A 14,425-nucleotide genomic window follows, 5' to 3' on the forward strand; every position below is an offset into this window, starting at 1 on the left:
CATCGACGCGCGACAGTAGCGCGGCAAGCGTTAGTTGCCGCTCGAAGTGGGCGCACGGTTGGTCCGGCGCGGGGGCTGCGCGCTCGGCTCAGCTCTTGCTCGCGCCGGACCTGTTGGTGTGGTGGGGGTTTGGTGGCTAGGAGATTACGCTGCGCAGTTTTGCCGCGTAGGTGTCGACGCGGCGCTGCTCCTGCGCGGTGCGTTCCTTCGAATGGTGGGTCTCGATGCTCAGGCGGCCCCCGAACGTGCTCACGATGGCCGCACCACCCTCCGGCTGCTCCGGTGGCGGGGGCGTGCCCGCGGGGGGAGCGGCCGTGACTGTCGAGCGAAAGTCGGTGATACGCAACCCATCCGGGGCTGCGAGCGCGGGCACTCGACCCCAGTTGGAGACGATCATCATGCCGGGCAGCTGCGGCGGCCCCGCGGCGATCTGGTCGGGGATGTGCAGCGGTGTCTGCTGTACGGTCCCGTCGGCGAGGGCGGTGTGCAAGGCCGCGCAGATGTCCTTGGCGAGTTCGACCAGGTCGGTGGTGTCCCCGGTGGGGTGGTAGTCGGCGAACCCGAGCAGGTTGGTGCCGTCGGTTCGGCCCACCGTCGGCGTGAGCCTGGTGCGCAGATCGACCGGGTAGACATAGACGATCTCGTTCAACGGCAGACCGCGAATTTCCGCCTCGGTCAACAGGATTGCCGCCGAGACCAAGCCGTTGATCGTCACCCCGGCCCGGTGCCCCAGCTCGACCAGGGCCGTGGTCTCCGCCTCGGACAGCAGGCACCGCGACGAATCCGGCACGGTCTGCCGGTTCTCTCCCGCGTCCGGCTCGGTGGCGGGCGGCGCCGGATGCGGTTCGGTGGGCGTGCCGGTCTGATCTCCGGCGCTCGGCAGCTCCCGCTTCTCGATGCCGCGCGCGGTGAGCACCTCTTCGATGGATACCGGATAGGCGTGGACGGGCCGTACCGGTGTCTGCCCGGACACCAATTCTGTGTAGCACGACCATAATTCGGCCAGCACGGCCAGCGAGTGATACGCGTCCGCGATGCTGTGATGGGTCAGCAAGGTCACGCTCGCCGTGTCGCCGGCGCGGGTCACACATACCGCGCTCAACGTCTCGCCCTGATCGAGTTTCTGATCGATCAGCAGGCGGTCCGGATCGTCGTCGACGACCGAGATCGCCGGAGCGGCTCCGGCCCCGGCGACCAGCGAGTAGCCGCCGTCGCCGGTCGGCTCCAGCCGTGCCCCGAGCACCGGGTAGGCCCGCACCACCGCCTCGTAGGCCGCGCACAATTTCGCGAGATCCAGCCGTCCCGCCACCTGCACCGCGTACCCCACGTAAACACCGATCCATGCGAACATCTGCTCGCTCGGCGCCAGCGGACGAACAACCGTAGACGTGGTCATAGAGCTCCCCTTCACCTAGACGACTAGCGTGCCCAACGGACGATCAAAGCCCCCACACGCACGCCGGAGCAACCAGTTTTCCGGCCGTCGCCCACCCTCCCCGCCCCGCGTTTCAACCGCGTCTCAGCGGTGTTTCGCAGTCAGGGAACCAGCTGCACCGGCAGGCTGAGCAGGCCGTGCGAGCGCCAGGACTGCCGGTAGACGAGTTCGCTCTCCGCAACAGCGAGTCGGGCCCGAGGGTAGCGCGCGAAGAATCCCGGGACGACGGCGTCGATGATCAGGTCCGCGGCTTGCGCGCCGAGACAGTAGTGCGGACCACGGCCGAACAGCAGACTCGGGCGGTCGCCGCGAGCGGGATCGGCGTCGGCACCGAACAGCGACAGCAGGATGGTGTCGCCCTTCGGAATCGTGGTTTCGCGCACGGCTAGATCGGTGACCGCGAACCGGCGGAAGGCGAACGGCATCGGATTGGCGTGCTCGATGAGCTTGCCGCGTTGTGCCTGCCAATCTGCGGTCGCTGCGGTTCCCGACTCCGAGATCAGCAGTGTAGTGATGATGTTCGCGCACGAGTGCACCGCGTTCTCCATGCCCGCCATCATCATGAGAAATGCCAGCGATACGAGTTCGTCGGGCGTGAGCGATCCTTGGTCGTCACCTGCGCGGATCCAACCGCTGATCAGGTCGTCGCCGGGTGCCGCGCGTTTCGTGTCGATCAACCCGGCGAAGGTGGCGGTCAGCCAGCCGATGGCCTTCTTCAGTCGCAGCACGGACTCCGGCGACGCGGTATCGGCAGTGAACATCGCTGTCGCCGCGTCACGAAGGTCCGGGTAGAGATCGGCGGGTACGCCGAGGAGGTTGCCGATGACGATCGCCGGCACCGGTGCGCACAGACGGTCGAGCAGATCGACTGCGGTATTGCCTTTTTCGGGTAGCGACGCGAGGACGTCTGCCGTGATCCGGTCCACCGCGCTGCGCAGAGTATCCGCAGAACGGCGGGAAAACGCCGGTGCCGCAAGCTTTCTGATGCGGGAGTGCTGATCGCCGTCCATGTTCAGCAGATTGCGGTCCAGCGCGGGCGGCAGCGCAAAGCCGGTGTAGCCGTCCAGTGCGTGCTGCTTGTCCACGCTGAGCCGTGGATCGGCCAGCAACGTTGATACCTCCTCGTATCCCGCAATGACCCAAACTTTGTGCCCACCAGGGATTTCCATGCGCCGCACGGCCCCTCGCCAGCTCGTGTGCTCAGCCCACCGTGTCCTGGCCGTTGCGCCGATCACCGCGGTTTCCACCATCACCCCACACCTCACTGCCGCTCGTGCTTGCAGGATATGGGACGCCCGCCGCGGAAGCCGATTCGGCATCGGTGGGTCAGGCGGCGTCGATCTGTGACTGCATGCGCAGATGTCTGCCGAGGAGGTGGACGCGTAGTCGTTGCTCGGCGGTGGTTTCCTCGGGGTGGTGGATCTCGATGCTCAGCCGGTCGTCGAAGGTGCTGATGATGATCGTGCCGCTCGGCTGCTGTAACCGATGCCCGGTCTTGTCCGGCTTCGCGACCATGAGGGTGCGGAAGTCGTTGACGTACAAGCCTTTCGGCAGGAGGGGGCGCTCGATGCGGCCCCAGTTGGTGGCGAGCACGATGCCGGGGGATCGCGGCGCGGGACCGGACGCGATATCGGGGATGTGCAGCGGGGTCTGCTGCACGAGTCCGGTGGCCAGTCCGGCGTGCAGGGCATCGCTGATCGCGCACGCCAAGCCGACCATGGTGGTCGCGCCCGCAGGGGGGACGAAATCGGCGAAGCCGAGCACATTGGAGCCTTCGGTGCTGCCGATGCTGGGGGTGACGCGGCTGCGCAGGTCGACGGAGTAGGTGTAGGTGAGTTCGCGCAGCGCCAGCCCGCGTATCTCGGCCTCGGTCAGCAGAATCGCGGCGGAGGCCAGGCCGTTGATCGTGGTGCCTGCGCGGTGCGCGAGGTCGGCGAGTGCGGCGGTGTCTTGTTTCGACAGGCGGCAACGGGCCGTCAAGGGAATCAGGTAGGGGGCGTCGTCCACCGGGAGTGCGACACTGTGCGCGGTGTCGTGCACGAACGGCCGTAACGGTGCGGACGGGTCCGAGAACTTCTCGATGCCCCGGCACCCCAGCAGATTCTCGACCGCTTCCGGATAGCCGTGCATCGGCAGCGCGGGTTCGCGTCCGCGGCACGCCTCGGTGTAGCAGGCCCACAGATCCGTGAGCACCGCGAGCGAATGACAGGCGTCGGCGATGCTGTGGTGCGTCACCAGTGTCACGCCCGCCCGGTCGCCGTCCAGGACGACGCACAGCGCGGCCAGTGCACTGCGCTGATCCAGCTGCGCGCCGGTGAGCAGTAGTTCCGGATCTCCCTGGGAAACGGTCAATTGTGTTGTGTTACCTGATGATTCGGCCAGGATGTGGCGTTTGCCGTCCGGCTCCAGACGTGCCCCGAGCGCGGGGTACGCCCGGAGCACGGTGTCGAAGGCTACCGACAGTGCGGTTAGATTCAACCGACCGGAAAGCCGCATCGAATAGCCGACGACGACTTCACTGCTCGCGAAGATCTCTTCACTCGGTGCCAACGGCCGGATGACGGTAGCCGTGGTCATGTCGAAATCCCTCCACAGGAGACTGCCCCATCGAGGCTAGCTCTAAGACCGGGCACACCACGGTCTTTCGGAATCATCGCCTCGGTGATGTATCGCCCGTACCGAACATGCTGTTTCCGGTTGTGGCCACAACGAGACCTGCATCGATGATCAGCCACTGCCCGCACACACAGCGCAGGTAGCGGACGGTGCCGTGCGACGACACCAGTGCGGGTGCCGGCCAGGAACATGCGGGGCAGGTTACGTCCATGAACTCAGCCTGATGTAATGGTCTAGTGCATTTCAACCCTTACGGTGGCGCGGCCGCCGAGCTCGCCGCGCGGCTGGTGAACGCAGGCCCGGACCAAGATCTGCGGCAGTTGCTGGCCGACGCGGATTACAGACCGCTCGGCTCGGTGACCGCCGCGCAAGCCGCGGAACTGCGCCGATGGATCCACGAACTCGATGCGATGTTCGATCACCCCACCGTGTGCCGGCTCAACGCCCTGCTCGCCAAAACCACAAGTCAGCCCTATATTTCGACGCACGACGACCGCCCGCCGCACCTGCATTTCGCGCAGGAGACCGCCCCGGTCGACGAGCGGGTCAAGGCCTACACCGCGGTCGGCCTCGCCGCGCTGTTCTGTGACGACCCCACGCGGATCGGCCGCTGCGCCCGCGTGGGCTGCGACAAGGTCTTCGTCGACACCTCCCGCAACGGCAGGCGGCGCTTCTGCTCTACTCGCTGCTCGACCCGGGTGCACGTGGCCGAGCATCGCTCCCGCCGGGCGGGCTGAGAGTGCGCTGGCCTCGGCCTTTACCGATGCGTGGCGCGTATGACGACGTTTCGTCGCCATCTTCTGCAATTGCAGATGTCTGTGCCGGCGCGAACCGAACGGTCTGAGCGCGAATGCGGGCGTGGGGCTTTCGGCACACCCACGGTGGGGCTCGAGGGCTTGGTCCGGAATGCGATCAGGCAGGCTGCCGGCTCCTTTGTGATGACATTCGTCGCAGCACTTTGCACTTGCAGATGTCGCTTTCATTTCTCGATCTGCGTGAAACCGAGTGCTTGTGGCGGAAAAGAGATCTCGTAATAACTTGCGAATTGTCAACAGCCCTTTACCGATGTGACCGTTCGCGCCGCGATTTTCTTCCGGTGGAACCACCGTTCCGGCGTGTGGTGCGGCACTCTCGACGGCCGAAATCGCCGGGCCCGCCGAGCGACTAGAATGGCAGTAGAGCCTGGGCCCGGTGTCCGTCAGTGGCGTGTCCGGCGATCATGTCGACGCTGTGTCGCCACATTCTGTACTTGCAAACGTCGTTCTCGTCCGGGTCGGCTCGCTGTGGCCGCGCGGCTCAGTAGGCCCTGTCCGCCGCTACTATTCGGCCCGATTCGATTGCGGCAAGCAAGGTTTGGTGATCGGCGGCAGTTTGGTCGGCGTAGGCGAGGGCGAAGTCGATCATGGCGCGATCGAAGGCGTCGCTGGTGCCGAGGTATGCGGCGATCGCGACTCGATCACCGGAGCGGGCGTGCGCCCGGGCGAGCGTATGGCCGCAGAGCGCGGAGTAGTCGCGCAGATAACGGCGCGACATCTCTTCGATCGTCGCCGAACCCTTCATATCGCGGAGCTGGCGGCAGTAGTAGTGCCTGCCGTCCGATCCGGCCGCCCAGCCGAGGAAGATATCGCTCGCGGCCTGGGTGAGCCGCTGCCCGTGCACCACTCGGTGCCCTTGGTTGCGGAACTTGCTCGGCGCGGTGTGCCGCGCGAGCACCGACTCCTGCGCCTCCTTCACCTGCAGGAACAGCGGACTACGGCTTTCTCGTCCGGCCAGCAGCGCGACGAAGCAGCGAGTGCCGACACTGCCCACGCCGACGACTTTTACTGCCACGTCCAGCATTTCGTGCCGGTCGAGCAGCACCCGCCGTTCCTCCGCCAGGGTGCGCCGGAAGTCCGCGAACACCCGCCGCACCGTGTCGGCGTCGACCTGCTCGATCGGGGTCAACAGCGGTGGCCGATGCCGGATGCGCGGCACGCCGTCGGCGTCCGGTTCGGTCAGCTTTTCCAGCGCCTGCAGGTTGGTGCGGGCCCGTGCGTCGGCGAGGGCTTGCTCAACTCCCTTGCGCCGCTTCGACTTCTGGGCGAGCGCGGCCAGTTTGTCGGCGTCGATCATCTCGTACCAGACCGCCAGTTCGCCGAGGCCGGCCAAGCGGCCCATCGTCGCCCGGTAAGCCGAAGCCGCTGCCCCGACCGAGGTTTCGGCATCGGTATCGGCAAAGCCGTTGGCGCGAGCCGCCACCGCGATACTCGCGGCGAGCCTTTTCACGTCCCACTCGAACGGGCCGGGGAGCGTCTCGTCGAAGTCGTTCAGGTCGAAGACCAGTGCGCGTTCCGGTGACGCGAACAACCCGAAATTCGACAGATGCGCGTCGCCGCACAATTGCACGGTGAGCCCGGTATCCGGCGTGGCCGCCAGATCCGCCGCCATGATCGCGGGCGCGCCACGCAGAAACGGAAACCGCCCGGCCGCCATGCGCGCATACCGGATAGGCACCAACTCCGGCACCCGGGTAGCGGCCTGCTCCTCCAGAATTGCCACCGGATCCGCTCGATTCGCGGGCGCCTCCCACCCGCCCAGCGCCCGCCGTGCCACCCGCTTGCGCGCCTGCCGCCCCGCCGCACCCGCCAACGACTCCGCCATTCCCGCAGTCTCTCACCCCAACCGCACACTTCCAGGCAACCCACGCCGCTGCCGATTTCCCTCCGCCGTCCGGCCGGGCGGGGCGAAGGCGGTATCCACCAGCGCCGCACCGTTTTCGGTTGCGCATCCGGCGTGGGTGATCAACAGTGGGGTGTCCGAGGTGGATGTGGCGACGGGAGGCCAGCATGGACCGCGTGGACGTGGTGGTGGTCGGTGCCGGATACGCGGGGCTCAGTGCGGCGCGGGCGCTGCGGGCGGCCGGTCGGACCGTCGTCGTGCTGGAGGCGAGTGACCGCGCGGGCGGTCGGGCGCTGAGTGCCCGGATCGACGGGGGTTGGGCGGTGGACCTCGGGGCGCAGTGGATCTCCGGCGGACACACCAGATTGGCGGCGCTCGCGCAGGAGTACGGGGCCGAGACCTATCCCTCCCCGTCCGTCGGGGCGAATCTGCTGGTGGAGGGCGCGGTGCGCCGCCCGTTCCGAGGTACGCGTCCACCCCTGTCGCCGCTCGTGCTGCTCGTGCTGGGCCAGGCCATGTGGCGGATCGAGCGGCTCGCCGCCCGGATCGACCTCGCCCACCCGTGGACCACTCCGGGCGCCGACCGGCTCGACGCGATGACCGCGGCGACCTGGTTGCGCCGCAATCTGCCCGAACGACGGGCCAGGCAACTCGCCGAGGTGATGATCGGCGAGGAACTGTGCGTCGATGTCGGCAGCGTCTCGATGCTCGCGCTGTTGACCACCATTCGCGCGGCCGGCGGTGTCGAGGCGGGCGTGACGGCGGAAACGGTCACCCGACTTTTCGTCGAGGGTGCGGACGGTCCCGCCCTGTCGATCGCGGCGGAACTGGGCGACGCACTCCGGCTCTGTTCCGCGGTGACGTCTATTCAGCAAGGGGCGCAGGGGGTTTCGGTGCGGGGTGGGTTCGGCGCGGTGGCGGCCGGGCACGTGATCGTCGCCGTGCCGCCGGTGCTGGCCGGGCGCATCGCCTACGACCCACCGTTGCCCGCCGCGCGCGACCATCTGACTCAGCGCATGCCGATGGGTTCGGTGCTGAAGGCGTTCGCCGTCTACGAGCGCCCGTTCTGGCGCGACGAGTTCCTCACCGGTCAGGCCTTGAACCTGCACGACCCGGTCCCGGTCACGTTCGACGCCACCCGCCCCGGCGGACCCGGCTGCCTCGGTGCGCTCGTGCCCGGCCGGGCCGCGCATCGCCTCGCCGCACTGTCGGCGCCGGAGCGGCGCGGCATGATCGTCGGCTCCCTGGTGCGCGCTTTCGGGCATCGGGCCCGCGATCCGATCGGCTGGCACGAGAAGGTCTGGGCCGACGATCCCTTCGTCCGTGGTGGCTACGGCGCGTTCTTCCCGCCCGGTGTGCTGACCACTGTGGGATCGGGGGTGCGACATCCGGTCGGTGCGATCCACTGGGCGGGTAGTGAGACGGCCACCGAATGGTCGGGCTATATCGAAGGGGCCATTCGCTCCGGTGAACGCGCGGCTGCGGAGGTGTCCGCTCGCCGATAGCAATAATTCGGGCAATAACGCCGAAATGCCCGAAAGCCGCTGTACCAGGGGTTAAAACATCGGTATTTGAGATTCGAATCGTAGACCGCTGACCAGCATCGGTACAGACTTATTTGCACAACATTTGGGTATCGCGGGCTTTTACGGCAAATAAGTGCGTTCCGAGCGGGGGAAATGGCGGAAAGTGATCTGCGTTATGTTGACTGAGATTCTGCCCAAGGCGAACCATGGACCGCATGACGCAGCTAGCAAATCTTCAGCAAAGGGGAGTTGTCCGCAAGAACTCACCCGCGCTCGGGGCCGTGCTGCTGATGCTGTTCTCCGTCCTGGCGGCCGGTTGGGCCGGCGGGACGGGAACGGCGGCCGCGGATCCGACCGGGTGCACCACCGACACCTCGGTTACCAATGAGTTGACACTCCGGTGTGAACCCGGAGCGGGAGCAGGCGAACACGCTTTCATCCGCTGCCGCGACCTGCTCGGCATGCCGCACACCCATATCGGTCCGGCCATCGGCACCGAAGGCGGCTGGTCCACGGCCGTATGCGCCCCGTACGAAAACGGTCCGATCTGACCAAGCGGGAGTTCCCGCAACACTTTTCGCGTCGATTGCCCGTGCACCGCTCGACCAGGGCCAGGACGCGTCTGACCAGGCACGCCCCCTAGGGCGCGTTCACGAGAGGCTTCAAGCTGATGCGTGTAGTCACGAAGGAACGTTCACGAGAGACCAAGGCATCCGGACGGCACCGAAAGGTCGTCCAACGCTCCAGGCGCGGCATGTACGCGGCCGCCACCTTCGCCTCCATGGCGACCGTCATGCTCGGCACCGGCCAGGCCGCCGCCGACGACTTCGGCTTTCCCGGACTGCCGCCGGGCATCGATCCCGGCGACCTCGAAGGCACGCTGCCTGCCGTGGGCGGCGAAATGGCAAGCCAGATGCTCGATCCCGGGCAGCAGGCCGTGCTGAACGATGCCATCGGCGTCGCGGGCACGGTCGGCGGCTACACCCCCGCGGCGGGTGACATCAATGCAGCCATCGACGCGTTTCGCGGTGGCGGTGCGCCGCAACCGCTCTACTTCGGCCCCGGGATCGTGCCCGCGGTGGCGCCCGCCGGAGCCGAAAGCGCCCCGGGCGCGGTAGCGGCACCGATCGCCGATCTCGCCGCCACCGTCGCCCAGATCACCGGTGGCGGTCTGCCACTCGAACAACTCGCCTCCTGGGCGGACCAGACCTTCCCCAGCGGCCCGCTGCGCGGACCGGTCAACGACCTGCTCGTCTTCGTCGAACAGGCCACACAGCTGGCGGGCACGCGCCGCAGTACCGCGACACCGGCCATCGACGATCTGATCAGCCAGGCCAAAACGCTGTTCGGCTTCCCCAAAGACGGGCCCGATCCGGTCCAGGGGCTCCGCGACCTGCTGACCGGAACCACTGCTGGACAACAGGATCCATCCGCTCAGCAGCTACCACCCGGATTGCTCGCCGTCGCCGCACCCCTGCTCGGCCTGTTCGCGCCGCAACTCGGCGCGATGACACCGGCCCTCGCGCTCATCGTGCCGCTGCTGGCCATGGCGTCGAATCCGGCCGCCGCGATCGGGGTGGTCTTCACCCAGCTGCGCGACGCCGTGCGCGGGATGGTCTCCGACGCCAGGCATCCGGCCGCGCTCGGCCTGCTCGCGCTGCCCGCGATCGCGCTGCTCGCCGTCGTGCCGCTGGCCATCGTCGGCGGACTCGGCTTGGCCGCCGTGCTCACCCTGGGTGCGGTGGTACTCGGCGCGATCCTGCTCGCGCCGTTGGTGATCGGTGCGCTGATCGTGGGCGCGATCGTGCTCGCGGTCCTGGCGATTCCGGTGCTGATCGTGCTCGCGGTGATCGCGATACCGGTGCTGCTCATCGCGATTCCGGTCGCCATCGTCGCGTTCACCGTCCTCGCGCCGGTCCTCTTGGTGGGCGGCATCGCGGCGATCGCGGTCGCCACCGTTGTCGGAATCGCGCTCGCCGTACTGGCTTTGGCGGCGGGCCTGGTGTTCACCCTCGTCGGCTTCGTGGTGCTGATCGCCGCGGCGCTGCTCGCCTCGATCTTCGTGCCGTTCCTCGGCCTGATCGTGGCGCCGGTACTGTTCACGGTCGCGCTCGCGTTCCTGGCCGTCGGCCTGATCGGGACGGCGGTGGCGTTCTTCGGGGTGCTCGGGATCGCCGGATTGGTCACTGCCGCACTGTTTGTCGGCGTGGGGCTGCTCTCGCTGCTCACGCCGTTCGGGCTCATCGCGCTGCCGATCCTGGCCGTGCTCGCCGTCGTGGCCGTGGTGTTGTTCGGCGCGGTCGCCCTGGCCGGTGGCGCGATCCTGGCGGTGGTCGCGCTGGCCGGGCTGCTGGTGCTCTCGGTGGCGGGCGGGGCCGCGGTGATCGTGCTCCTCGCGTTCGCTGTGGTGGCGACCGCCTTGCAGCTCGTGGCAGCCGCCCTGGTCTGGGCCGGACTCGCCGCCGCGGCAATCGCTTTCGCCGCGCTCGGCGCGGTCGGCGTGGCGCTCGCGGTGGTCGGCGGATTGCTCGCCACGATCGCACTCGTGATCGCCGTGCCGATCCTCGGGCCGCTGCTGGCTCCGCTGCTGTTCCTCGGTCTGGTCGCGATTCCGGCGGCGATCGGGTTGACCATGCTGTTCGCCGGCTTCGGTCTGCTCGCGTTCGCGACGTTCGCCGTCACCGCGGTGGCGCTGCTCGCGATCGCCGGTCTGGCGGCGTTCACCTTGCTCGCGACCGTGGTGTTCATGGTCACCATGCCGTACGCGATTCCGTTCATTCTGCTCGGCGCGCTGGCCTTTTCGATCATCGCCGGCGCGGGTATCGGTGTCGTCGCTGCGGCCTTCGTGGTGGCCACCTGGATCGGTGGCGGCGCGATCGTGCTCGGGCTGCTCGCCTTCGCCCTCGCGGTGGTGGCGACCGTGTTCGCGGGTGGACTCGTGGTCTCGGCACTGTCGTTCGTGTTGCTCGCGCTCGGGGCGCTGGCGCTGATCGTCGTCAATCCGCCGCTGGCGCTCATCGCGCTGCCGCTGCTCTTCGGCGGCGTGCTGCTCGGCACGCTCGCGACCCTCGGCACCGTGGCCGTGGTGAGCACGCTGCTCGGCGGGTTCGTCGCGGCGCTCGGGCTCGGGTTGGTGGCCGCCTGGATGTTCTTCGGCGTGCTGGCGCTGGGCACCTTCGTCGCCGTCTCGGCGCTGTTCCCGCCGCTGCTGCTGATCTCGGTTCCGCTCGCGGCCGCGGCCTTCGTGGTGATGGCGGTGCTCGCGTTCGCGACCTTGCTGGTCGGCGGTGCCGGGCTGGGCGCGATCCTGTTGGCGGGCAACCTGATCGCCGCCGTGCTGGCGGTCGCCGCGGTGCTGGCGACGGGTGTGGTGGGGTTGGCCGGGTTCGTGCTCGCCGCGGTGCTCACGCTGCCGTTCCTGATCTTCGGCCCGTTCGCGGTGGTGGTTTCCACGGCGCTGTCGCCGGTTCTCGCGCTGGCGTTGTTGGCCCTGTGGTCGCCGATCCTGGTGGCGGGGTCGGCGATCGCGGCGCTCGGTGTCGGCGTCGGTCTGTTCGGCCTCGTCGGGTTGCCGGTGCTGGCGCTGGTGATCGGGGCGGCGCTGGTGGCCATCACGACGGCGCTCGCGGCCACCCTGGTCGCGATCAGCCTCGTGCTCGACTTCGCCACCCTCGGTGTCGCCGCCGCAGTGCTCGCGCCTTTGGTCGCACTGGCGGGCCTCGGCGCGCTTGCGTTGCTTGCGCTTCCGGTGCTGGCGCTGTTGGCGCTTCCGGTGCTCGGGTTCGCGGGCCTGGGTGCGCTTGCGTTGCTTGCGCTTCCGGTGCTGGCGCTGTTGGCGCTTCCGGTGCTCGGCTTGGCCGCACTGGGCGCGCTTGCGCTGGTGGCACTGCCGGTCCTGGCGGTGGTGGCGGTGCCGGTGCTGGCCTTGGCGGCGCTCGGCGTGCTTGCCGCCGTGGCGGTTCCGGTGATCGCCGTGCTTGCGCTGCCGGTGCTCGCACTGCTCGCACTGGTCGCGTTGCCACTACTCGCCCTGGCCGGACTGGCCGCGCTCGGTGCGACCTTCGTGGCCGGCGCGGCAGTGGGCGCGACCGCCCTCGCCGTCGCGGTGCTCGGCGCACTCGCGCTCGGTGCTCCGGTGGCGGCGCTGGCCGTCATCGCGGTGCTGGCCCTCGCGGCCGTCGGCGCGCTCGCGCTGCTCGCCCTGCCGGTCCTGCTGATCGGCGGCGCGCTCACCGCCGCGATCGGCATCCCGCTGGCAGTAGTGGGTGCCCTCGCTCTGCTGGCACTGCCCGCGGTCCTGATCGGCGGCGCGCTGGCCGGCCTGGCCGCGCTGATCGGCATCCCGTTGGCGGCACTGGGCGCAGTCGTCCTCCCGGTGCTGCTGGTCGGCGCTGCGCTGCTCGGTGTGGCCGCGGTGGTGGGTCTCCCGCTGGCGCTGGGCGCGGCGGCACTGCTCGCCGTGCCACTGTTGATCGGGGGCGCTTTGGCAGCCTTGATCGGCGTGCCTGTCGCGGCTGTGGGCGCACTCGCGCTGGCCGCGCTGATCGGCGCGCCCCTCGCAGTCGCGGGTGCGCTCGCGCTGGCGGGTGGTGCGCTCGCGGTCGGTATCCCGTTGGCGCTCACCGCCCTCGCAGTTCTCGGCCTCCCGATCCTGGTCATCGGCGGCGGCCTCATCGCCCTCGCCGCACTGATCGGTGTCCCCCTCGCCGCAGTGGGTGCGCTTGCGCTGCTTGCCCTTCCGGTTCTACTGGCTGGTGGTGCGCTCGCGGGCTTGGCAGCGTTGGTCGGTGTCCCGCTCGCCGCGGTGGGTGCGCTTGCGCTGCTTGCTCTCCCGGTGTTGCTGGCCGGTGGTGCGCTCGCGGGCCTCGCGGCGCTGGTCGGTGTACCCCTCGCTGCCGTGGGCGCGCTGGCGCTTCCGGTGCTGTTGGCTGGTGGTGCGCTTGCGGGCTTGGCGGCACTGGTAGGGATTCCGCTCGCTGCGGTGGGTGTGCTTGCGTTGCTGGCGCTTCCGGTGTTGCTGGCCGGTGGTGCGGTGGCGGCGCTGGTGGGGGTTCCGTTGGCCGCGTTCGGGTTGTTCGCGCTGATCGAGATTCCGAAGCTGCTGCTCGGTGGTGCGATCGCGGCCGCGGTGGCCGCGGCGCTGGCTCCGGCCGCCGCGTTCGGTGTGGCCGCGTTCGTCGCGGCGCCGCTGGTCGCGCTCGCCGCCTTGGTCGGCACACCGCTGGCCGTGCTCGGGGCCGTGACCGCCGCGGCGCTGGCGCTCGCGCTCGCCGTGCTGCTCACGCCCGGCGCGCGGGTCGGCATCATCTCCGGTATCCGGGCCGCGCTGGATCGCAATGGGCCGCTCGGGGCTTCGGGTGGCGGCGCGGCCGCGGCCGGCAGTCAGTTCCTCGACGACATCCCCGACGACCCGTCCCTGGAGCAGCTGGCTGCTTCGCTGCAAAAACTGCTCGCCCCGCTGCCGAGCCAACCGCAGGCAGTTCCGAAACCCGCGGCCGCACCGGTCGCCTACGCCGATCTGCCCTACTCCGGAAAGGGGGCTGCCGAAGCCGTGGCGCGGGACCGCGCGCCGCACCTCGTCAGTGTTTCGCTGTGACGAATCCTGCATTGTCCCAACGCATTCAGCACAAGGAGAGTCAGACATGACGCACACAACGGAGACCCTGCATCTGGAATACCTCTACGGCCCGCGCTGGCAGGACGCCGTCCGCATCATCGAACGGTCCGGCCAGCTGACCGCGGCTGAACGTGAGAAGCTCAACGCGGCCGCGAAACAGATGGTGCAGGACAAGGTTTCGTCGCTGTCCAACGGCACCGGTCTCGGCCTGGAGGGCGGCCTCGCCGGCCTGCTGGCGGGGCTGGGCCAGGGCACGAACGCCGCCGCGCCGGGTATGCCGATCAATATCGCCACCGCCACGGCGAAGGCCTTCGGCCGCTCGCGCAACGTACAGGTCGCGGGAATGATCGCGGGCCAAGCGGTCGCGCCCAATTCGGCGGCGGGCCCGGGCGATCTGACCGGCCTGCTCGAGTCGTTCGGCTCGATCGGCGTGGTGACCGTGGTCGGCCAGGCGGTGACCGCGGCGGTGCTGAGTGACCTTGTCGGGCAAGGCGATTTCACCCAGGACGTCTATGACGAGCTGATGCGTCCGTGGAGCACCAGCATCGACGGGTGAGCGCGGCGACGAGTAGC

9 protein-coding genes are annotated in these 14,425 nt (G+C 68.9%); 5 read left to right on the plus strand and 4 right to left on the minus strand.

From position 1 onward, the window contains the following. Positions 1-136 precede the first annotated feature (136 nt). From TY25_RS36265 to TY25_RS36275, 3 genes are all read right to left on the minus strand, one after another. Positions 137-1,396: a phthiocerol/phthiodiolone dimycocerosyl transferase family protein gene (locus TY25_RS36265; RefSeq protein ID WP_115347081.1), complete on the minus strand. Its 1,260-nt coding sequence runs from the start codon at positions 1,394-1,396 to the stop codon at positions 137-139. 140 nt (positions 1,397-1,536) lie between these two features. Then, positions 1,537-2,544: a cytochrome P450 family protein gene (locus tag TY25_RS36270; protein WP_088607006.1), complete on the minus strand. Its 1,008-nt coding sequence runs from the start codon at positions 2,542-2,544 to the stop codon at positions 1,537-1,539. Positions 2,545-2,761: 217 nt separating this feature from the next. Continuing rightward, positions 2,762-4,012, minus strand: a complete 1,251-nt coding sequence (locus tag TY25_RS36275) for a phthiocerol/phthiodiolone dimycocerosyl transferase family protein (RefSeq protein WP_042264169.1) — start codon at positions 4,010-4,012, stop codon at positions 2,762-2,764. A gap of 275 nt (positions 4,013-4,287) precedes the next feature. Between TY25_RS36275 and TY25_RS36280 the strand changes: the two genes are divergently transcribed. Further along, positions 4,288-4,788 carry a CGNR zinc finger domain-containing protein gene (locus tag TY25_RS36280; RefSeq protein WP_042264171.1) on the plus strand — a complete coding sequence of 167 codons (501 nt, stop codon included), beginning with the start codon at positions 4,288-4,290 and terminating at the stop codon, positions 4,786-4,788. Between the two features lie 559 nt (positions 4,789-5,347). Here the strand turns inward: TY25_RS36280 and TY25_RS36285 are convergent. Beyond that, positions 5,348-6,691 (minus strand): DUF2252 domain-containing protein, encoded by a 1,344-nt coding sequence (locus tag TY25_RS36285; RefSeq protein WP_042264173.1) that lies wholly within the window; start codon positions 6,689-6,691, stop codon positions 5,348-5,350. Between the two features lie 185 nt (positions 6,692-6,876). Between TY25_RS36285 and TY25_RS36290 the strand changes: the two genes are divergently transcribed. The 4 genes from TY25_RS36290 to TY25_RS36305 all read left to right on the plus strand — a co-directional run bounded on the left by TY25_RS36290 (position 6,877) and on the right by TY25_RS36305 (position 14,408). Beyond that, complete coding sequence (locus TY25_RS36290) at positions 6,877-8,214, plus strand: flavin monoamine oxidase family protein (RefSeq protein ID WP_042264175.1); 1,338 nt, start codon at positions 6,877-6,879, stop codon at positions 8,212-8,214. 227 nt (positions 8,215-8,441) lie between these two features. After that, complete coding sequence (locus tag TY25_RS36295) at positions 8,442-8,786, plus strand: hypothetical protein (protein ID WP_226887048.1); 345 nt, start codon at positions 8,442-8,444, stop codon at positions 8,784-8,786. A gap of 119 nt (positions 8,787-8,905) precedes the next feature. Then, positions 8,906-13,831, plus strand: coding sequence for a V-type ATP synthase subunit I (locus TY25_RS41040; protein ID WP_146154073.1), 4,926 nt, complete (start codon positions 8,906-8,908; stop codon positions 13,829-13,831). 46 nt (positions 13,832-13,877) lie between these two features. Then, on the plus strand, positions 13,878-14,408 hold the full coding sequence (locus TY25_RS36305; RefSeq protein ID WP_042264179.1) for a hypothetical protein: 531 nt from the start codon (positions 13,878-13,880) through the stop codon (positions 14,406-14,408). Positions 14,409-14,425 lie beyond the last annotated feature (17 nt).

This window comes from Nocardia brasiliensis NBRC 14402 (genome assembly GCF_000308475.2).
In the GTDB taxonomy this organism is placed as follows: domain Bacteria; phylum Actinomycetota; class Actinomycetes; order Mycobacteriales; family Mycobacteriaceae; genus Nocardia; species Nocardia brasiliensis.